The following is a 21,142-nucleotide window of genomic DNA, read 5'->3' as shown; positions in this document are numbered from 1 at the left end:
GTTTGCAGTATTATCATGATTGCGAACACGCTGTTACTTCTAGTGTCTCGACGCGAGTCGGGATATATCGAGAAGTGTTTTTAGTTCCCACTTCACAAGATTCTCGATACGCCGTTATTTTCGTTTGCACGCAAATACCGCCACTCGAATTGACGTTCTCCACTTAGTAACAAACCTGGAACTTTAAAAGCAAAGCTTGCCACACTGGCTAACGCCGCTTCGCATTGAAGAAACAAAAAATATTCGTGTATTTGTGGCGAAAAACAACAAACCCCAGACTTGACAAACCGTCAACCCACAACTCACAACCCACAACTCAAAACTAAGAACCACCAACTTATTTTACCAAACCAACAACAAACTCTTAACGCTTTTTTGGCAGTGAAAATTAAGCTTACTGCCTAATTTCGTTAAGTGTCCCAAAGAGATATCCTACCGGGAACCTGAATTAAAACTATACGAATTGAAGCAAAAATACATAAAACCAAATTGGCTCTTTTTGGGCCTTTTTATCATCATTGTTGCGGCCTGTAATCAACATAAACAAGAAAAAATAGAAGAAACGGCACCTGTTCAATTAGATACTATTTCTTTAGAACCACCGGTTTTTAAAACAACTTACAGTTTAGACTCTATTTCCGATAGGCAACATTTAGACAGTCTTAAATCTAGCCTGTCTAAAACAGAAAGAAAATTGGTGTATGCACTAAATAGAATTGATGAACACCGAATAAAGCCGGGTTCAAAATTAATAATTCCTGATTCGCTGGTAGCTGATATAAATTTGTATTCCCCATTTCCCTCAACTTTAAGTTTGCTGGATTCTATACAAAAAACGGTATTGATTTCGCAGCGTATACAAGCGTTTGCGCTTTACGAAAATGGCGATTTATTGCGATGGGGTCCGGTTAGTACCGGCAAACAAAGCACAGGTACACCTTCAGGTCTTTATTATGGAAATTATAAAGCAAAGCGAAAAATAAGTACCATAGACGAATCCTGGGTGTTGCCTTATTATTTTAATTTTATGAATTTTGAAGGTATAGGCACCCATGAGTATACACTTCCGGGGTATCCCGCCAGTCATGGATGTGTAAGAATGTACCGGGAGGATGCGCAAGCTATCTACCAATGGGCCAATATGTGGAAATTGGAAAGTGATGTGATTGTTCAAAACGGAACTCCCTTTATGGTAATAGGTGAATATAATTTTAAGGGGGAACTGCCCTGGTTAAAACTTGTAGAAGATAATACAGATAACGATTTAAATCTTCAGGAAATAGACACGATTAAAGTCTATGCTCAGCGTTATAAAAACGATCCTTTAAACTTGAAACTGGAAGATATGGGTGAAAAGGAAATAGTGCTTTAAGTTATTTTTCATTTTGTATTTTAGAGAAAAATAAATTTATGAAACTTAGATTAAGCTTTATTGGTTTGTTAAGTGCTTTTTTATGTAGTTTCGGAAGCCTGGTGGCACAAGAAGAAACCACAATTATGGTAAGAGCTTTGGCAAAAGATGCAAAATTTATAGGAAGCTCTATTGGCGGTGCTAAAATTATTGTGAGCAATGCTGAAACGGGCGAAATCCTGGATCAGGGTTTTACCACGGGAAGTACTGGAAATACAGAACTTATTCTTAAAACTCCCCATAAGCGTTACGATAATATTACCGATGAAAAGACCGCAGGCTTTAAAGCGGTGCTTTCTATCGAGGAACCTACATTTATAAACGTAGAAGCCCATGCTCCTTATAATAAAAAGCAGTCCAGGGTAGTTTCCAGTACACAACTTTGGGCAATACCAGGTAAAAATATAACAGGCGATGGGGTAGTACTGGATGTTCCGGGTTTTGTGGTAGATATTCTTGCCCCCCAAACCCACGAGCGAATTAAATCTTCAAGCAAAATAAACCTTAAAGCAAATATTGTAATGATGTGTGGCTGTCCCGTAACCGAAGGTGGTACATGGGATGCCAATCAATATGAAGTGAAAGCTATAATAAAAGGAGAAGGTCAGAAAGCCCGGGAAATCACATTGAAACCAACAGACAAGCCCAGTACTTTTGAAGCAGCAATAAACTTAGACAAAGCTTATTATACCATTACTGTTTATGCATTTGATCCGTTAACAGGCAATAGCGGAGTAGACAAAACCAATATTATTGTGAATTAACTCACTAAGTGAGATTTGATAATGGAAGTTGCGCCTTACCGTCATTTAGTGAATAAAATGAGCGCAGCAATCTTTTGTAGTGAAAAGTGGGTATTGATGAGTTAATTGTTAAAAGTGAAGAGTTAATACCTTCCGTCACTTCAATTTCTATGACAAAACAACCCATAACCGATAACTCATAACCGAAAACCGCCAATCGCCTCCTTACAATGACGAAACAAAAAATATTCGGGTATTCGTGGCGAAAAACAACAAACCTCAAACAATAAACACCAGAGGCTACCAATACCGGATTTTCAGAAAACCATAACTCAAACTCATAACTCAAACTCACAACCCATAACCGATAACTCATAACCGAGAACCGCCAATCGCCTCCTCGCAATGACGAAACAAAAAATATTCGTGTACTCGTGGCGAAAAACAACAAACCTCAAACAACAAACTTCAAACAACAAACACCAGAGACTACCAATACCGGATTTTCAGAAAATCATAACTCAAACTCACAACCCACAACCCATAACCGATAACTCATAACCGAGAACCGCTAATCGCCTCCTCGCAATGACGTCACTAATTACTACACTCAAAACATTTCATTAATCCTGGACTTATTTTAATGTCTTCAGAGCCTTTAAGAGGTTTGTTTAGTAATTCTCTTTCGGTAATAATTCGGTGAAACTCTTTTGCATATTCCACTAAATTATCTCTACGGGATTTTATTTTTCCAGTGATCTCTTTGCTGCTTTGTTTAGCAATATTTTTTGGCCAAACTTTAAATGAATTGGCAATGGCTTCATCGGTTAATAGGTTCTGCAGATTTTTTGCTTCCGTAGTAAAGATTTTAACCGGGGTATTGGTAAGGAAATAAATATCGTTAGGGTAAACCAGCCCGGGCATATGCTCGATCTCTTTTTCAAAAGGTCTTACTTTTGGCTCAATATTTTTATTGGAAATGATCCCGGGAATTACACCGCCTAAATTAAAGAAAGCATTATCGCGATCTCCAGCCAAAGGTATAGCTTTAAAGTTTTTGTCTTCCTTTTGAACTACCCAACCCCATTGCTTGGTATGGCGGTCCCAATCGCCAATGAGCATATCGAATAAACGCGCTCTTACAAAGGCATTTTTATCTATGGAAACCTTTTTCGGATTTCCCTCTTTTAATTCTTGCAGGTTTTTGGTGTCTAAGATTTGATATACATTTTTATAGTCTGTCCAGTTCTCTTTCCCTTCGGTTTCGTATTCCAGCAGAAATAAACGATTTCCATATTTTTCATTGTATTGCTTTCCTAAAAACTCCTGTTTCGGCACAAAAACTACTTTGGGATGGCTGTGCAAGACTCCTGCTTTTTCAGAAAGAGATGCTGCCAGAATTGCGCCATAGGGATGCGAAGCCGAAATGGCGTCTATTACAATATTTTTAAGACCCAGGTTGCGAGCCCACTCTGGAACGTGGGTAGAGGGATCTTTGTTAACACTGCGTAGGGAATATAAAAATCCGTTTTTATCCTTTAAGCGAAGCGAGTGGGTTTGTGTGCCGCCACCTTCTTTTACGATCTTCATTCCCCCATACAGGCTGTCCAGAAAAAGTACCGGAACTTTTATCGGGCTGGTCCAGGCTTCACGGTAATTCGCTCCCTGCATGATATTCTTAAGTTCATTTGCTTTGTATAAGCTACTGGCAGCAACTTCTACCGAATCATATCTTCGAAAATCTATGTTTTCCAGATCATCAAGATCCTGTATAGTGACCGTTTCAAATTCTTTATCTGTGCTGGAAACCGAAAAATATACCAGTGTTATAAACCCAATAATAAGTATAAAAACTAACCAAAGTAGTTTTTTCATTTTCTGTTATTTTAAATAGGTTTAAAAATACAGATTTATGAATTATTCTAATGAGAAAAAAGGATTATACCTGTTGAGATTCTATTCGATAATCGTGATTGTATAATCCTGGACTTGCTTTAAAATTAAAAATTTGTTTCCAAAGAATGCCTCGATGGCCGGTCCCGACGTAGTTTACTACCTCAGGAAATTTCCCCTTCTAAAATTGAAATTTTCCAGTGAATAGCAAAGGCTACTTTACCGGCAAACAAGCCAACAAAGAAATTTAGATATACAGATTTGAAATTACATTTACAGAAAAATTTTCCTGTAAACAGAAAAGCGCTTTACTAAGATTTTGTAAAAAGAAACGATAAGCCTAGCCTAAAACAATAGTTTTTAAGGCAAAATCCAGGAAGATAACAAGCATAAGGGCGGTAAAAATAATTCCAACTAATTTTAAGATATTAATACGATCTTTCATATTTTAAATATTGGTTATACATAGGTTTAAATAGAACATTCTGTAACCAAAGTAGGTTCTTTACAGAAATATAAACCTCTTTAAAATTGTGTTTTAATAGAATATTCTATTAAAATTAACTATAAATATAACTAAAATTAATTATTTTATCCAAATTAGATGTGAATCTTGTGGTTTTTCACACTGGATTGATGTGGTGTTTTTAGATGTTCTTTTCTTGTTCGAGTTTTAGTTCAATTTCTTCTAAAACCTTGTTGAGCTTATAAAAAGACTCCTCTTCAATTATATCTTTGTTGATTTTTATCTTCTTGCTTTTTGTTTCCAGGATATAACTTTTCTCAAGCTTTACAATAGTCTCAATTTCATTAAGTTTTACACTTTTTGGAAAGATAGAGTTTTTGGTTAGGTTATTCTTGTCTATGCTAAGGTATTGATGCTTCCTTTCATAATACCAAACGGCTAATTGTAGTAGGCCAAAAATAATCCAGCTAAAATAAATTAGCGAAAAATTGTTTAGGGGAACTAGAATAATTCCAATTGCTAAAAAGCTTATTCCAAAATAAAGTTGATAATTAAGCCTTTTCTTTTTATAATATATAATCACGGTTTAGGATATTTTTAAAGGTGAATTATTAAAATTTCTGTGGATAATTTAAACCTTCTCAACCACTAAAGTTTTGGATAGTTTATCATAAAGATTCTGTTTTTTATCATCCCAAAGCAACCAAATAAGAGGAATTAACAGGTAGCCCAATACATATTTAAGCATTTCTCTAATGGCACCTTCCTGCCCTTTATTTATATCTTTACCGGTTTCAGCAGAAATAACTTTTAGATCAAAAATACGATGGCCTAGATTTCCTGAGAAAATGGGATAGAAAATGGCGCCTACAATTAATCCCGTGACTGCTGAAATCGGGATGTCTATAAGCTCTAAATCCTGCTCCCAGTAATAGCTAAAAGATTTCCCAAATAGTAGGTAAATGCCAATTATTACAATTGTATATAATACCCCTTCTGTAATTGTGGCTGCCAGTCTTTTGCCTCTTGAGGCCAGTTTATAGCCGTGAACTTCTTCTTGTTTCATATATTATTATATAAATTACAAAGTAATTGTTACAGTTTTAAAAAAACAGCAAGCCAGACTTTGGAATAAAAATAAATTTAGTCCCAGGACGGTAGCTGCCAACTGTATTTTTTCTCAATAATAGAGATTTATACCGATAGGTGTGGCGATTGAGAGGCTTTCACCGCAATCGAAAACAGCTATCGACTTGATATGTTGTTGGCTTGCCACCAGGTCATTTACTTTTTATAGTAAGACTTTAAAAGGAATCGAGTAGGTAAATTATAATCATTATAATTTCGATGCCCCGGTAATTTTAGAAAAATAAATACTTTTTTGCAAGCTATGCCAAAGTTTCCCCAGTTTAAAAGTAAGCTACACTCAAATATTATTTTTTAGAATAAATGCTTTAGAGCAATTTATTGTCTTCATAATTGTTTTTGTAATAAGTGACCAAAAATAATAAAATGTTATACAAATAACTAAAAAATAGAAATGGATCAATTAAAATAAATATCGATACAATTTTCCCAAACTTTGCCATTATGTTTTAAAAGGCTAAAGTTTTTAACCAAAAAGGAATCAGTGAATTTACGTGTTTTAAAATCTGCCCAGGCTTTGGGAAATTCTTTATAATGAAGATCGCGAGATGCGATGCTTATATGGGGGTGGATTTTAGAAAAAGTTTCGTGCTTTTTAAAGCTGAAATTTTTATGAAGAATTGCTTGTAAATCCTTGTGCAGGTTAATAAGTTCTTTATGGTCTTCAATATTTATAAAAATTACTTTTTGACCAAATCTTCCAAAATCTTTTAATTCCACCTGAAAATTGTTTTGGGTTTTAGCAAAACCCTGTAAAGCTTCTATGAGTTTTTCTTCTTCGGTTTCCGGAATCTTAAATGGAATTTGCAGCGTAATATGCGCCGGAAGTTTTAGTGCATGTTTTGCCTCATATTTTTCGGCAATCTCCAGCTTTAGCGATTTTATTCGCATACTTATTTCTTCCGGGAGTGTTATGGCTATAAAATACAGTGGCATTTCAGTTGAAATTGCGATTAAACCTGCTTTAATTTCCGAATAAAATTTTAGAAAACACTTTAATTACCTGCAAAAACTCACACAGCTTTAAAACCGATTTTTTTCAGCAATAAAAACGCTTGTCTTATTACAATAATAGATAATCAAACCAAAGGTAAACAGCAGTAAATTTTGTACCAGGCTGTTTACCATTATGTTTAAATCGTCTCCAGTGACTACTTTTATAAGTTTTCCAATTATGGAAAGTCCGGGGCCAATCATCATTATAATAGCCCAAAAGTGTATGGCCGTTTTTGCCAGTTTGTGCTTATTAAATAGTAGGTATAAAAGTGCCAATTCTATAACTATTGCAATTAATCCCATGAGATTGCCTGTAACAACCATATAGGTGCTCCATATTAGTAAAAGAAAGATATAAGTAATTAGGAGCCAGTAAAACCACTTATTTTTGAAAACCGCTTCCACGAGGACTTATTTTGCAGCTTTTTTTGCTGGTACCTCTAAATCTATAATTTTTTGATGCCTTAATAAATCTTCAAAGCTTTCGCGTTCTCTAATTAAATGTGCTTTGCCGTTATACCATAATACTTCGGCAGGACGGTAGCGGGAATTAAAATTACTGGCCATAGAAAAAGAATAGGCGCCGGCATTGCTAAACGCCAAAATATCGCCTTCAGTAATTTCGGCAATCCTACGATTGTTTGCAAAAGTATCGGTTTCACAAATATAACCTACCACCGAGTAAAACCTGAATTTCCCATCGGGATTGGAAATATTGTGAATGTCGTGATGTGAGCCATAAAACATGGGGCGGATTAGATGATTAAAACCTGTGTCTACTCCGGCAAAAACGGTAGAAGTGGTTTGTTTTATCACGTTTACCTTAGTTAAAAACTTTCCTGCTTCACTAACCAAAAATTTTCCTGGTTCAAAAACAAGGGTTAACTCCCGGCCATATTCTTTACAGAAATTCTTAAAACGTTCGCTTAGTTTTTCTCCCAGTTCTTCTATATCGGTCTCAATGTCATTTTCACGGTAAGGCACTTTAAATCCGCTTCCAAAATCAAGAAATTCAAGATTTTTAAAATTTTTAGCCGAATCAAAAAGAATTTCAGAAGCACGCAGAAAAACTTCAATATCAAGAATATCACTGCCGGTGTGCATATGAATCCCATTTATGGTCATTCCTGTATTTTCAACTATGCGCAACAAAAGTGGCATTTGGTGAATAGAAATTCCAAATTTAGAATCTACGTGGCCTACCGAAATTTTAGAATTACCACCCGCTAAAATATGCGGATTTATACGTATACATACGGGAACCTCGGGGTGTTTGGCTCCAAATTGCTCTAAAATAGAAAGGTTATCTATATTGATTTGTACACCTAGTCGTACCACCTGTTCAATCTCTTCCAGGGAAACCCCGTTTGGAGTGTAAATAATATCTTTTGGCGTAACCCCCGCTTCCAATGCAAGCCTAACCTCTTGTATAGAAACGGTATCCATACCGCTCCCCAGGGAGTTTAGATATTTTAAGATAGAAATATTAGAAAGAGCCTTTACTGCATAGTGAATACGTAAATCTTTAATTTCTGAAAATGCACTTTTTAGTCGGTTGTACTGAAAAGCAATCTTTTCGGCATCATACACATATACGGGGCTTCCAAATTCCCGGGCAACAGCTAGTAAATCTTGATTAGTCATAACAGCTAAAAAATTAGTTGGCAAAAAAGAGGAGAAATTTCAACTTCCACAAACACAAGCTCCAAAAATAACGAATTCTTTGAAATTGTTAAGATTATAGAAAAACATCTTTTACGGCTCTTAGCTCACTGCAGCTAGTTCAATTTTTCTTTTTCTTCTAATAAGAATAATAACTATAGCAATAAAAACTCCCATTCCTGCCATCACAGCTCCTACTAAAGAAGCAGCGGTGAAACTATATCCAAAAGCAATGGGGAGACCGGCAAAATAAGCTCCCGAAGCGTTTCCCATATTAAAAGCACTTTGGTTCATAGAAGATCCAAGGCTTTCTGAACCTTTAGCCGAGTTGATCATAACCATTTGTATAGGCGTAGAAAGGCAAAAAGCGATCGTAGCAATAAGGAATGTCATTACTAAAATTGCGATTTGATTTTCGGCTACGTAGGCATTGGTAATTAATGCTAAAGCCATTAGAACCATGCTCATCAATACTGCGTAAATAGGAGAAAATCTTTCGGCGAGTTTGGCGCCAATAAGGTTACCTATTACCATGCCCAATCCTGCTAAAATCATAACATAGCTTACAATTCCTTCTGGATGGCCGGCCACTTTGGTAAGTAATGGCGCAATATAACTATACCAGGCAAAAAAGCCCCCGGTGCCAATAGTAGTAAGTAAAATAACCATCCATAGTTCACCGCGTTTTAGTACTTTAAGGTCTTTTTTTATTCCTTCAGAAGAAGATTTTGGTAATTCGGGCATCCATAATTTTATACTGGTAATAGCCATTAAGCCTACTACACCAACCAACATAAAGGAAAGGTTCCAACTAAAGTTTTGTCCCAAATAAGTGCCCAGGGGGACCCCAATAACATTCGCCATGGTTAAGCCCGTAAACATGGTAGCAATTGCCCTGGCAGCTTTGCCCGGTCTGGCCAATTGCCCGGCAACCACAGCGCCAATTCCAAAGAATGCACCGTGGGGTAAACCAGATAAAAACCGGGAAACCAATAAAAGCTCATAAGAATTTGCAAAAGCCGAAAGCGAGTTAAATAGGGTAAACCACAGCATAAGAAGAAGTAGGGTTTTATGTGCCGGCCATTTACTTCCAAAAGCGGTTAATAAAGGGGCGCCAATTACGACACCCAAAGCATAGGCTGAAATAAAATGCCCTGCCTGCGGAATACTAATATCTAATGCCGAAGCTACTTCCGGGAGGATTCCCATTATTACAAATTCTGTCATTCCAATACCAAAACCTCCAATGGCCAGGGCAAAAAGTGCTTTATTCATTTCTAGTTTCAGATTTTAACAAGCGGCAAAAGTAATGGGAGTAGTGCTAATAAAATACAAAATCACGCAAAATCTACGATAAGCTTATAGTGCTTACATACCAGTAATAGCTTGCTTTTTTAAAATGACTTCCTTAATAAAAAGCTAAATTTTACAGGATAAATGAAATTCTGTAGCTCGGGTTACCAACTTGAAATTCAAAACTTTCTTCAATTAGATAGCTTGTGAGCTCGTTGCGAGCGAGTTTAGCCGAAAAATAGATTATAGAAGAGTATGGGATATCCTAAAAAAGATTGGTACAATAGCTATACATTTGTTACTTTTGCTAACCATAAAAAATACTGAAGAAATAGCTGATTATGAACATACACGAATATCAAGGAAAGGAAATTTTAAGCAGTTTTGGCGTACGTATTCAACGTGGCCTGGTTGCGCATAATGCAAAAGAGGCTGTAGACGCTGCTAAGGAGTTAACCGAACAAACCGGTACCGGGTGGCACGTTATTAAGGCTCAGGTACACGCAGGTGGCCGTGGAAAAGGTGGAGGTGTAAAACTAGCCAAGAACCTAAAGGAAGTTGAAGAAGTTGCAGGAGACATTATTGGGATGAACCTGGTAACGCCGCAAACTTCTGCCGAGGGTAAAAAAGTACATCAGGTTTTAATTGCCGAAGATGTGTATTATCCAGGAGATAGCGAACCCGAAGAATATTATATGTCTGTATTGCTTAACCGTGCCACAGGACGTAACATGATTATGTATTCTACCGAAGGAGGAGTGGATATTGAAACTGTAGCCGAAGAAACTCCGCATTTGATTTTTACCGAAGAGATAGATCCTGCTACCGGATTAATGCCTTTTCAGGCTAGAAGAATAGCTTTTAACCTTAAGTTAAGCGGTGCTGCTTTTAAAGAGATGACCAAATTTGTGATGTCGCTTTACAAAGCATTTGAAAAATCTGATTCTTCACTTTTTGAAATCAACCCGGTTTTAAAAACAAGTGATGATAAAATTCTTGCAGTAGATGCAAAAGTAACCCTTGATGATAACGCGCTTTTCCGTCATAAAGACTATGCTGAAATGCGTGACATTCGTGAGGAAAATCAAACTGAAGTTGAAGCCAAAGAAGTTGGACTTAACTATGTAGACCTTGATGGTAATGTGGGCTGTATGGTAAATGGCGCCGGACTTGCCATGGCTACTATGGACCTTATTAAACAAGCGGGAGGAGAGCCAGCAAACTTCCTTGACGTTGGTGGTACAGCTGATGCGAAAAGAGTAGAAGAAGCTTTTCGTTTAATCTTAAAAGATGAGAAAGTAGAAGCTATCCTGGTAAATATCTTTGGAGGTATAGTTCGTTGTGACCGTGTGGCACAGGGAATTGTAGATGCCTATAAGAATATGGGAGACGCGGTTAACGTGCCAATTATTGTACGTTTACAGGGTACCAATGCTGATATTGCCAAGAAATTAATTGACGATAGCGGATTTAAGATCCACTCGGCAGTGCAATTCCAGGAAGCAGCAGATAAAGTACAGGAAGTACTTAAATAATATATTCTTCAGGATTAGTTATCTTGATTAAATAAGGACTGTCTAAAGTTTGATTTTGACTGTCTGAGAAGTTTTACAATTCGTCATTCTGTCCCGAAAGCTTTCGGGACTATTTCAGCATCTAAGTTGATAACAATTTTAGAGGCTGAAAATAAGTTTAGCTTGACGTATAAGAAAGTTTTTCCGGATAGTTATAACATATCAAAGCTTAGACAGTTTTTTTTATGCCTAATTTTTATTTGTTAAAGTGTGTTAAAAATAATATAAGCCTGTAACATATAGAGTTTTAAGTTGGTCTTTAATATGTATAACCTTAAAATTTTATATTATGAAAACTTTAAAATTCGTATTATGTGCTTTAGCCATTAGCGCCGGAACTTTACTTCACGCTGCTCCTGAAAAATCAACTGAAACTTTTGTAGCTTTTAATAAGGAGATTCAGCAATTATTAAAAAATATTGATCTTGAAGTAAGTGAAGATGTGGAGGCTTATTTAATAGTTAGATTTAACTGTAAAAATGAAATGGAAGTGCTTTATGTAGGATCAAAAAACGCTGAGGCCCGTAAGAAAATCAAAAAATGTTTAAATAATAAAGAGATAAAAACTGTTTTAGATCCATCTATAGAAAATTATAAGCTTCCTATAAGGTTGAAAGCTTAAAAGTTGCTTCAATCAAAAAATGAAAAAGAATAAAAAAACCCGGCTCATCACCGGGTTTTCGTTTTTTAGAATTTCTATTTTTCTTTGTCTGGATACCAATCCAATATTCCTACTTCAATTTCCGGGTTTCCTTTGTTCACCAGGGTTTTAAACTTTTCTATATCAGCAAAACCATCTTTACCTCTAAAATGATAAGGAATTACCTTTTTTGGGGCAAAAGCCAGCACTCCATCGGCGGCAGCTTCTACCGTCATGGTATAAGGTAAATTCATAGGAATTAAAGCCAAATCTATATTTTCCAGGTTTCGCATTTCAGGAATATCTTCGGTATCTCCGGCTATATAAAGCCGCTTACCATTCTTTTCCAGCACATATCCATTACCGCGCCCTTTGGTATGAAAAGCCTCAGGGTCTTCCGGTAAGTTATACATGGGAATGGCTTCAATATTAAAGTCCATCACTTTTGTGTTAGCTCCATTTTTCAAAGTCTCCAAAATTGTATCTAATTCCTTAGGTAGGTTTTCTTTTACAGCCTTTGGTACAATAACAGGAATCTCTTTAAGATTTAGAGCTTGCAAAGTCTCAGCACTCATATGGTCTCCGTGAATATCGGTTATAAGAATGAAATCTGGCTTTTCCATTCCTTTAAATGCCTCAGCACCTCCTACAGGGTCTATATAAAAAGTCGCGTCGCCCCAATTTATTACGGCAGTAGCGTGAGAGATGGGGGTAATGTTTATAGATGCTGTTTCCTCTTCATCTTGCTGCTGACTTATTTTAGAGGAATTTTCTGTTTCTGCTAAGGGGTTTTCGTCTTTTTTACCTTCATTTTTACAGCCGGAAAATAAAATTCCAAAGCTAATTAGTGTTAGTAAGTATTTCATATTTAGTTGTTTTCTATTAAAAATAAGGAACGACGACCAAAATAGCTTAAGATTTGTAAAACTTTAAGAAAGGTTCAGGCGCATTTTAATGTCTCCACGAGAATAGGGGTTGTTTTCTCCCATGGGAATTTCTTTAAATCCATATTTCTCATAAATATAGATTGCGTTTTCAAGCTTTCGGTTTGAAAATATAATAAGCTGATCCCAATTTTGTTTGGCTGCAAACTCTAAGGTATGCTCCATTAATTTCTGCCCTATTTTCTTTCCCTGGTGTTCAGGGCTAATTGCCATTTTAGTAAGCTCAAAAATTCCTTCCTCAATTTTCATAAGGGCCACACAGCCAATTGTTTTTTCTTCTTCTTTTACTAAAAAAATTGTACCCCCTGGGTCTATAATGTGTTTTTGTGGATTTCCTAATACTTCTTCATCGTGAGGCTCTACCCAAAAATATTCTTCTAACCAGGCAATATTTAGAGCTTTAAAATCAGTAGCGTAAACTGGACTGTATGTGATTATTTTCATTTTTAAATTAAATTTTTTATTTGGGCAGGGGTTAATTGTTTGTTTTCTCTATAAAGTCGGTAACAAAATATGATAAGGCTTTTCCTATTTGTGCCGGATTATGGGATCCAGGAGCAGCTTCACAAATGTGTAAATACTTGCAATTTTTTTCTTTAGAACTAAGTTGAAGAAAACTTCTAAGCGTATTTAGATCGAAGCCTGAAGGCGATTGTGCACTGCTTGGGAAGTTTATAATTGCATCGCAATCTACTTCTAAACCAAAGGCATCTTTATTTATAAACTCCAGCTGAGAACTAAAGGCTCTTAATATTTCCTGGTGGGATTGCGAAATAAGATCGTCAAAAAGGCAAAATTTAATATGGGAGTTTGCTTTTAACTCGTTAAAAATATATTGAGGTGTATAGTTTTTATGTAAACCAAAAATTGCATATTTCTGCAGGAATCCATTGTGTTTGGCAAAGCTAAAACCGTTGCCACTATGTCTATGCTCTAATTTTCTAAGATCGGTATGTGCGTCTATGTTTAAAACATTAATCGGGTTTTTTAGGGCCCTGGAAGTGCCTTTTATATTTCCAAAAGCGTTGTTGTGGCCACCCCCTATAATTATGGGAGTTTTACCTGCAGCAACTATTTTTTCTACAAGCAAGCTTACTTTTTTATCTATTTCTGATACGAGGTCACCAAGTTTCACAAAATAATTAGGATCACTAGCATCTATATTGGCTGCTTTTTGCATTTCGCCTTTACACTCAATTTCACCAAGGAGTAAAATATTCTTAGCATTGGTAAAAACATTCTCCTGTATATTCAAAAAAGAACTTAAAAAAACTTCCCAGGCCTTGGAAGTACCGGGTTTTCCGTAATTAGCCCTAACCCCAATATCTTCCGGAATCCCAACAAGCACAAACTTAGCCTTGCTGTTTGTAATTTCTTCCAGATTTTCAATAAAAGCGATTTTTTCGCCTAAGCGCGTCTCGCCTTCTCTTCTGGAAATTAACTTTTCTATGGTTTTGTAAGCGTATAATTTTAAAACTTCCATTAGCCTACAATTTTCCCGTTAATAAAAACCGATTCTATAGCATTAGTGCCAAAGGCATAGGGCAGAAAGGTATAAGACGGAATTTCTTTAGTAAGTATAAAATTGGCTTTTTTGCCCCTGGTAATGCTTCCGTGGGTTTTGCTGAGGTCCATTGCGTAAGCACCGTTTATAGTAGCTGCATTTATGGCCTCTTCGGGGGTCATTTTCATTTTTATGCAGGCCAGGGAAACTACCAGGTTCATATTTCCGCTTGGGGTGCTTCCCGGATTAAAATCGCTTGCAAGTGCTAATGGCAATCCTGCATCCAGCATTTTACGCGCCGGGGTGTAGGGAATACTAAGAAATAATGAGCAGGAGGGAAGCGCAACCGGCATAGTATCAGTTCCTTTTAAACTTTCAATATCTTCAGGTCGCATTACCTCTAAATGGTCTACACTTAAAGCATCATGCTCAATACCCGCCTGAATACCACCAATAGCATGAAATTGATTGACATGTATTTTGGGTTTTAAGCTAAATTTTTTCGCTGCTGAAAGTAGTTTATGTGTATCATCAACGCTGAAATATCCTTTTTCACAAAAAATATCTATATATTCTGCCAGGTTTTCTTTGGCAACTTTTGGTAAGATCTTTTCAATTACCAGGTCCATATAAGCATCTGGGTTTTCTTTGTATTCCCTTGGGATAGCGTGTGCACCCAAAAAAGTTGCTTTAATTGGAAGGTCGTAATTTTCCTGAAGCTTTCTTATTACCCGAAGCATTTTTAGTTCACCTTCTTCGGTTAATCCGTAACCCGATTTAATTTCAACCGCACCGGTACCCAGTTTTATTACTTCTTCCAGCCTTTTAGCAGATTGCCGGTAGACTTCTTCTTCTGAAGTTTCCTGTAGGGTTTTGGCCGAGTTTAAAATCCCGCCACCGCGATTAGCTATTTCTTCGTATGAAAGTCCGTTAATACGGTCTGCGAATTCCTGCTCCCTGTTGCCGGCATAGACGATATGCGTGTGAGAATCGCACCATCCGGGCAGAATTATCTTTCCTTTGGCATCAATAGTTTTATCTACTTCAAGTTTAGGTAGTGAAGACATTTCACCATAATTGGCAATCGTATCATTTTCAATAAGCAACCAGGCATTTTTAATAGTTGGCAACTCTTTCATTTCTGCACCAGATAATTTGGTAATGTTGTCTTCCCTTATTTGAAGAAGTTCTTTTATGTTGATAAATAATTGTTTCATTGTGGTTTGTTTTTGTGTAGGTTTTATGCCGATTTTCGGCCTTAAACAAATATAAAAACTAAGCCGGGAAAACCGACTTTTAACTACAAACAAAAAAGCTTACAGAAAAGTCTTTTCTAATTATAAAAGCGTTTTTAATTTCTTAGTTAACACAAGTAGAAATACTTGTCGAAAAAAAAAATCGTCACCTTAAATTAAATCAGGGTGACGAATTATAATAGTATACTAACTCGGGTTAAGCCCAAGAGACATTGCTTGGAAACAAATTTTAATTTTGAGCTAAGCCTTGGGCTATTATATCTTTTAGCGGTGCCAATAAAGTAATTTTTGATTCACACCTAATATAGAATTTGTTTTATAGCTTGCCCCGATTTCTATCGGAGATCTAAATATCATATTAGAAGTAGAAACCTGCCGTAGGTTTAGCCGGGCAGGTTTCAGCTTGATGCTACTAAACCTTTTGTAAACTCTAATTTTTTAGGGATTTCATATCTATTACAAAGCGATATTTAACATCAGATTTTACAACCCTGTCAAAAGCTTCATTTATATTTTGCATATCAATCATTTCAATATCTGAAACAATATTATGTTTACCACAAAAATCCAGCATTTCCTGTGTTTCTTTAATTCCGCCAATTACCGAACCGGCAATACGTTTTCTCCCGGTAATTAATCCGCCTCCATGCACCGGGTCTAGCGGTTCAATGGCTCCTACCAGTACCATGGTGGCATCTCGTTTTAACAAAGCTACATAAGGATTTATATCATGACCAACCGGAACGGTATTCAACAGAAAATCGAAAGTACCGGCCTGTTTTTTCATGTCTTCATCGTTTTTAGAGATCAGTACTTCATCGGCACCCAATTTTTTGGCGTCTTCAGATTTTGAAGGAGAAGTAGTAATCATAACTACATGTGCTCCCATGGCATGGGCAAATTTTACTCCCATATGCCCAAGTCCGCCCAATCCTATTACACCAACTTTATCTCCTTTTTTTACATTCCAATGCCGTAATGGAGAATAAGTAGTAATACCTGCACAAAGTAATGGGGCAGCAGCTTTAGCGTCTATATTTTCCGGTACTTTAAGTACAAATTCTTTATCCACTACAATTTGTTCGGCGTAACCTCCAAAGGTATGTCCTCCCAAATGTTTGTCTTTGCTATTGTAAGTTAAAGTAGCCCCGTTTTCACAAAATTGCTCCAGGTCTTCCTTACAGGAATCGCATTCCTGACAGGAATCTACCATACAACCAACCCCTACAAGGTCTCCCTCTTTAAAGTTATTTACGTTTTCTCCAACCTGGGTAACACGGCCTATAATTTCGTGCCCGGGTACTACAGGGTATACAGAATTTTTCCAGTCGTTTCTAACCTGGTGTATATCACTATGGCAAACCCCACAGTAGTCTATTTCAATCTTTACATCGTTGGGGGTTATTTCCCTGCGCTCAATATCTAAGGCTTCTAAATTGGCATCGCTGGCTTGCGCACCAAATGCTTTTACTTTACTCATAATCATTCAATTTTTCTTAAAGATAAAGAATTGATGGCGCAATTATTAATAGGATAATTGCTTTAACTTTATTTAACTTTTGTTTTAAAAATAATTCTTTCAACACAGGAAACAGCTTTAAAACCCGAAGTATTTAGATTATTTATTTTTACATTAGGGCGAATTTTGAATGTATTATAAATGACAAAGAAAAATCCGGGATTAAATACCATTTGTACCCATATTGGAGAATTGGAAGACAAGCAGTTTAAGGGTGCAGTTTCGCCCTTATATATGGCTACTTCTTATGCTTTTGAAGATGTAGAGGTAAAACGTTACCCGCGTTATTTTAACACGCCAAATCAGGTAGCTTTAGCTCAAAAAATGGCAGCTTTAGAGCACGCTGAAGCCGCTTTGATCTTTGGTAGCGGTATGGCTGCAGTAAGTACCGCTCTTTTGGCTTTTGCACAAAAGGGAGACCACGTGGTGTTTCAAAATACGCTTTACGGGGGAACCAGTAATTTAGTGACAGAAGAGTTTGAGAAATTCGGGATGGAATATTCTTTTACAAAAGACGCTACACCTGAATCTTTTGAAGCTGAAATAAAAGAGAATACCAGGGTGATTTATATTGAGACACCTTCAAATCCCTTACTTACCGTAACCGATATAAAAGCAATTGCCGAAATTGCTAAAAAACATAACCTGGTAAGTATGATAGATAATACTTTTGCTTCGCCGGTAAACCAGAACCCTATAGATTTTGGGATAGATATTGTTTTGCATTCGGCTACAAAATATATGGGTGGCCATAGCGATATTCTTGCGGGAACTGCCATAGGTTCAGAAAAGCATATAGACAGGATCTTTCAATTGGCTAAGAATTTTGGCGGAAGTTTAAGTGATTTTACGGTTTGGATGTTAGAAAGAAGCTTAAAAACCATGGGCTTGCGCGTGCGTGCGCAAAATGAAAATGCGCTTGAATTAGCTAAGTTTCTTGAAGAGCATAAGGATATTTCCAGGGTTTATTATCCGGGATTAGCATCGCATCCAGATCATGACCTTGCTAAAGCCCAAATGAAAGGTTTTGGAGGGATGATGTCTTTTGAATTACGCGAAGGTTTGGATTATGATCTTTTTCAGAAAAAATTAAAACTTATAAAATCTTCTATGAGCCTTGCGGGTGTAGAATCAACTATACTTTTACCAGCAAAAACATCACACGGGTTGCTTTCTCCTGAAGAACGGGAAGCCCAGGGAATCAAAGACGGCTTAATGCGATTTTCTGTGGGAATAGAGGAGAAGGAAGATTTAATAGAAGACCTGGGACAGGCTTTAAAGGAAATACAAGCTTAGAAATACGAGATGTGAAGTTTGAAAGATTAACTTAAAATTAGATTTCCGCGGCAGCGAAAATGACAAAGTAAATATTATGAAATTAGATATATTGGCTATAGGTGCGCATCCAGATGATGTAGAGCTAAGTTGCGCCGGTACTATAGCAAAAGAAGTAGATAGAGGAAAGAAAGTAGGAATTTTAGATCTTACCCGTGGCGAGTTGGGCACCCGGGGCACAGCTGAGACCAGAGATCAGGAAGCTAAAAATGCGGCTAAAATTTTAGGCGTTTCGGTTCGGGAAAACCTTGAATTTAGTGATGCTTTTTTTATGAATAACGCTGCACATCAGCTGGAAATAATAAAAATATTAAGAAAATATCGTCCGGAAATTGTGTTGTGTAATGCGATAGATGATAGGCATATAGATCATGGAAAAGGAGCAAAACTAACCAGTGATGCGTGTTTTTTAAGCGGACTTCGTAAAATTGAAACCATATATGAGGGAGAAAGCCAGCAAGAATGGCGGCCAAAGCATGTATATCATTATATTCAATGGAAAAATCTAAAGCCCGATGTAGTAGTTGATATTTCGGGATATATCGATAAAAAGATGGCGTCGGTAAAAGCCTACAGAACCCAGTTTTACGATGAGGATTCCAAGGAGCCGGAAACGCCAATTTCCAGTAGTAACTTTTTAGAAAGTATTACTTACAGGGCAAGAGACCTGGGAAGGCTTATTAATACCGAACACGCCGAAGGCTATACGGTAGAACGCTACCCTGCTGTAGATTCTATTTTCGATTTAATTTAAAAAATACTTTTTAGCTAAATTGTTCGTTTAAAGCTTTTTATAATTGTTGCTCAAAAATAAACTTGAATTTCAATTTAATATTGATTTTTTTTCTTTGGGAAATTGCTAAAATAGCTTACATTTGCAACCGCAATTAAAATGGTGGTTGTAGCTCAGCTGGTTAGAGCGCCGGATTGTGGTTCCGGAGGTCGCCGGTTCGAAACCGGTCTTCCACCCTTTATTCAGCCCTTCGGAAACGAAGGGCTTTTTTAATTTTTAGAGTTGAGGTTTTGAATATTACGGTTGAGAAGCCTGTCCCGATTGGAGTTCCTGGAACGGAATATCGTGAAAACCGGTCTTCCTCCCTTTATTCAAGCTTTCAGGTTGCTGACCAGAAGCTTCGGGATTGTTTTAGCATTTTTTAAGCCTTGAATTCGATGAGCTTATATTCTGAAATTAATTCAGAAAGACGATTTCAAGTATTTATTTCCCGCCTAAGATTCTAAAATCCTATTAGCAATCCTTATTTTTGCCAAAATCAAAATTCTTATTTCATGAACTCCAGAGAAGCACAGCTAAAAGCATTTGATCGTTTATTAACTATTATGGACGAGCTTAGGGAGCAATGCCCCTGGGACAGGAAGCAAACCATGGAGTCGCTAAGGCACCTTACTATTGAGGAAACTTACGAGCTTGGAGATGCGATTTTGGATAAAGATCTGGAAGAAGTTAGAAAAGAATTGGGCGACCTGTTGCTTCACCTGGTTTTTTATGCGAAAATAGGTAGCGAAAGCGAGGACTTTGATATTGCCGATGTAGCTAATGGTATTTGTGACAAACTAATAGACCGTCATCCGCATATTTATGGAGATGTTAAAGTAACCGATGAAGCCGAAGTTAAAAAGAACTGGGAAAACCTAAAGTTAAAGGAAGGTAAAAAAAGTGTATTGGAAGGCGTACCACGTTCCCTGCCGGCTGTAGTAAAAGCCAGTAGAATTCAGGAGAAAGTTGCCGGGGTAGGATTTGATTGGGAAAAGCCCGAGCAGGTTTTTGAAAAACTTCAGGAAGAATTAGGGGAATTACAGCACGAGATAAATACAGCCAATAAGGATAAAATGGAAGCCGAATTTGGCGATGTGATGTTCTCTATGATAAATTATGCCAGGTTTCTTGGAATAAACCCTGAAAATGCCCTGGAACGAACCAATAAAAAGTTTATAAACCGATTTCAATATCTGGAAGAGAAAGCCAAAGAACAAAATAAAGCTTTAAAAGATATGAGCCTGGCTGAAATGGATGTCTTTTGGAACGAGGCCAAGTTGAAGTAATTCTTCTTCAGTTTTATTCTTATTTTGCTCTAAATTTTGAGAAATAACTATCAAGGGCTTTCTTGGTTTATTTACTAAAAACAATAGAATCAGCCCTAATTTCCAGGCCTGAAAAACCTAAATTCTCTTTTATCCACTTCAAACTTTTTTCAGTATAGAAAAAGACGTGCGTGGCGTCGTTTTTATAATACCAGTTATTAAAATCAATTTTATCTGAATAGAGAGCGGTTTTACAGTAGAGTTTTCCTCCCGGTTTTAAAAGAGATGCCAGTGTTTTAAATTCTCCTTTCGGTTTATAGAAATGCTCCATCACTTCACAGCATATTATAAAGTGATATTGTGACTTTAGAGCCTCTTTGTTGGGGTGAAAATACGGGTCGTATAAAGTAGTTTTATAGCCTGCTTTTTCTAATTGAATACTAATTACGGGGCCTGTTCCGCAACCATAATCAAGGCCGTTATCCTCTGGAGAAAAATCCTGAAGAATACGGGAAGTTATAGGCTTAACAAAATCCTGGTAACCGGTGTTTTCTACATCATTGTTATGGGTAAGGTAGCGTGCCTCTTCTGCTTTTTTGGAAATATAATATTCAGGTAATAGTTGAATGCTCCCACAATGGGTGCATTCAACAAATTCCCTGTTTTTATCTGACCAAGATTTTTTAGTTGCTCCCTTACAAAGAAGGCAATTCATAGCTG

General features: G+C 36.8%; 20 protein-coding genes and 1 tRNA gene. 8 read left to right on the top strand and 13 right to left on the bottom strand.

Going from position 1 to position 21,142, the window contains the following annotated elements:
* The first annotated feature begins 463 nt into the window (after positions 1-463).
* Both GUB10_RS12715 and GUB10_RS12710 read left to right on the top strand, forming a co-directional pair.
* Positions 464-1,372, top strand: coding sequence for a L,D-transpeptidase (locus GUB10_RS12715; protein ID WP_193711830.1), 909 nt, complete (start codon positions 464-466; stop codon positions 1,370-1,372).
* A gap of 38 nt (positions 1,373-1,410) precedes the next feature.
* Positions 1,411-2,175 carry a hypothetical protein gene (locus GUB10_RS12710; protein ID WP_193711829.1) on the top strand — a complete coding sequence of 255 codons (765 nt, stop codon included), beginning with the start codon at positions 1,411-1,413 and terminating at the stop codon, positions 2,173-2,175.
* Positions 2,176-2,751: 576 nt separating this feature from the next.
* Here GUB10_RS12710 and GUB10_RS12705 read toward each other — a convergent pair.
* The 7 genes from GUB10_RS12705 to GUB10_RS12675 form a co-directional block, all read right to left on the bottom strand.
* On the bottom strand, positions 2,752-4,029 hold the full coding sequence (locus tag GUB10_RS12705; protein ID WP_193711828.1) for a hypothetical protein: 1,278 nt from the start codon (positions 4,027-4,029) through the stop codon (positions 2,752-2,754).
* Between the two features lie 665 nt (positions 4,030-4,694).
* Entirely contained in the window at positions 4,695-5,096 is a 402-nt protein-coding gene (locus GUB10_RS12700) for a hypothetical protein (protein WP_193711827.1), read from the bottom strand.
* A gap of 48 nt (positions 5,097-5,144) precedes the next feature.
* Positions 5,145-5,579 (bottom strand): RDD family protein, encoded by a 435-nt coding sequence (locus GUB10_RS12695; protein ID WP_193711826.1) that lies wholly within the window; start codon positions 5,577-5,579, stop codon positions 5,145-5,147.
* Between the two features lie 479 nt (positions 5,580-6,058).
* A complete protein-coding gene (locus GUB10_RS12690) occupies positions 6,059-6,595 on the bottom strand; it encodes a 2'-5' RNA ligase family protein (RefSeq protein ID WP_193711825.1) in 537 nt (178 codons plus the stop codon).
* 87 nt (positions 6,596-6,682) lie between these two features.
* Complete coding sequence (locus GUB10_RS12685; RefSeq protein WP_193711824.1) at positions 6,683-6,958, bottom strand: hypothetical protein; 276 nt, start codon at positions 6,956-6,958, stop codon at positions 6,683-6,685.
* Between the two features lie 108 nt (positions 6,959-7,066).
* On the bottom strand, positions 7,067-8,299 hold the full coding sequence (lysA, locus tag GUB10_RS12680) for a diaminopimelate decarboxylase (RefSeq protein ID WP_193711823.1): 1,233 nt from the start codon (positions 8,297-8,299) through the stop codon (positions 7,067-7,069).
* 120 nt (positions 8,300-8,419) lie between these two features.
* Positions 8,420-9,592 (bottom strand): MFS transporter, encoded by a 1,173-nt coding sequence (locus tag GUB10_RS12675; RefSeq protein ID WP_193711822.1) that lies wholly within the window; start codon positions 9,590-9,592, stop codon positions 8,420-8,422.
* A gap of 359 nt (positions 9,593-9,951) precedes the next feature.
* Between GUB10_RS12675 and sucC the strand changes: the two genes are divergently transcribed.
* Positions 9,952-11,145 (top strand): ADP-forming succinate--CoA ligase subunit beta, encoded by a 1,194-nt coding sequence (sucC, locus tag GUB10_RS12670; RefSeq protein WP_193711821.1) that lies wholly within the window; start codon positions 9,952-9,954, stop codon positions 11,143-11,145.
* Between the two features lie 328 nt (positions 11,146-11,473).
* Positions 11,474-11,806 (top strand): hypothetical protein, encoded by a 333-nt coding sequence (locus GUB10_RS12665; RefSeq protein ID WP_193711820.1) that lies wholly within the window; start codon positions 11,474-11,476, stop codon positions 11,804-11,806.
* Positions 11,807-11,880: 74 nt separating this feature from the next.
* On the opposite strand, the gene GUB10_RS12660 is transcribed toward GUB10_RS12665, so the two are convergent.
* From GUB10_RS12660 to GUB10_RS12640, 5 genes are all read right to left on the bottom strand, one after another.
* Positions 11,881-12,690 carry an MBL fold metallo-hydrolase gene (locus GUB10_RS12660; RefSeq protein WP_193711819.1) on the bottom strand — a complete coding sequence of 270 codons (810 nt, stop codon included), beginning with the start codon at positions 12,688-12,690 and terminating at the stop codon, positions 11,881-11,883.
* Positions 12,691-12,753: 63 nt separating this feature from the next.
* Complete coding sequence (locus GUB10_RS12655; RefSeq protein WP_193711818.1) at positions 12,754-13,212, bottom strand: GNAT family N-acetyltransferase; 459 nt, start codon at positions 13,210-13,212, stop codon at positions 12,754-12,756.
* A 31-nt stretch (positions 13,213-13,243) separates the two neighbouring features.
* The gene (locus GUB10_RS12650; RefSeq protein WP_193711817.1) at positions 13,244-14,251 is read right to left on the bottom strand and encodes a formimidoylglutamase; all 1,008 of its coding nucleotides are present in this window, start codon (positions 14,249-14,251) and stop codon (positions 13,244-13,246) included.
* Entirely contained in the window at positions 14,251-15,489 is a 1,239-nt protein-coding gene (gene hutI / locus GUB10_RS12645) for an imidazolonepropionase (protein WP_193711816.1), read from the bottom strand. Before hutI ends, GUB10_RS12650 begins: the two co-directional genes overlap by 1 nt.
* 469 nt (positions 15,490-15,958) lie before the next feature.
* Complete coding sequence (locus GUB10_RS12640; RefSeq protein ID WP_193711815.1) at positions 15,959-17,008, bottom strand: NAD(P)-dependent alcohol dehydrogenase; 1,050 nt, start codon at positions 17,006-17,008, stop codon at positions 15,959-15,961.
* Positions 17,009-17,188: 180 nt separating this feature from the next.
* Between GUB10_RS12640 and GUB10_RS12635 the strand changes: the two genes are divergently transcribed.
* The 4 genes from GUB10_RS12635 (at position 17,189) to mazG (ending at position 20,443) form a co-directional block, all read left to right on the top strand.
* Positions 17,189-18,343: a PLP-dependent aspartate aminotransferase family protein gene (locus GUB10_RS12635; protein ID WP_193711814.1), complete on the top strand. Its 1,155-nt coding sequence runs from the start codon at positions 17,189-17,191 to the stop codon at positions 18,341-18,343.
* A gap of 76 nt (positions 18,344-18,419) precedes the next feature.
* A complete protein-coding gene (bshB1, locus tag GUB10_RS12630; RefSeq protein ID WP_193711813.1) occupies positions 18,420-19,136 on the top strand; it encodes a bacillithiol biosynthesis deacetylase BshB1 in 717 nt (238 codons plus the stop codon).
* Between the two features lie 140 nt (positions 19,137-19,276).
* Positions 19,277-19,352, top strand: a tRNA-His gene (locus GUB10_RS12625).
* Positions 19,353-19,669: 317 nt separating this feature from the next.
* Complete coding sequence (gene mazG, locus GUB10_RS12620; RefSeq protein ID WP_193711812.1) at positions 19,670-20,443, top strand: nucleoside triphosphate pyrophosphohydrolase; 774 nt, start codon at positions 19,670-19,672, stop codon at positions 20,441-20,443.
* A gap of 67 nt (positions 20,444-20,510) precedes the next feature.
* Here the strand turns inward: mazG and GUB10_RS12615 are convergent, their stop codons facing one another.
* On the bottom strand, positions 20,511-21,137 hold the full coding sequence (locus tag GUB10_RS12615) for a class I SAM-dependent methyltransferase (RefSeq protein WP_193711811.1): 627 nt from the start codon (positions 21,135-21,137) through the stop codon (positions 20,511-20,513).
* Positions 21,138-21,142 lie beyond the last annotated feature (5 nt).

Source organism: Salegentibacter sp. BLCTC, from assembly GCF_015143665.1.
GTDB lineage: Bacteria > Bacteroidota > Bacteroidia > Flavobacteriales > Flavobacteriaceae > Salegentibacter > Salegentibacter maritimus.
This window is presented reverse-complemented; position numbering and strand designations above follow the sequence as displayed.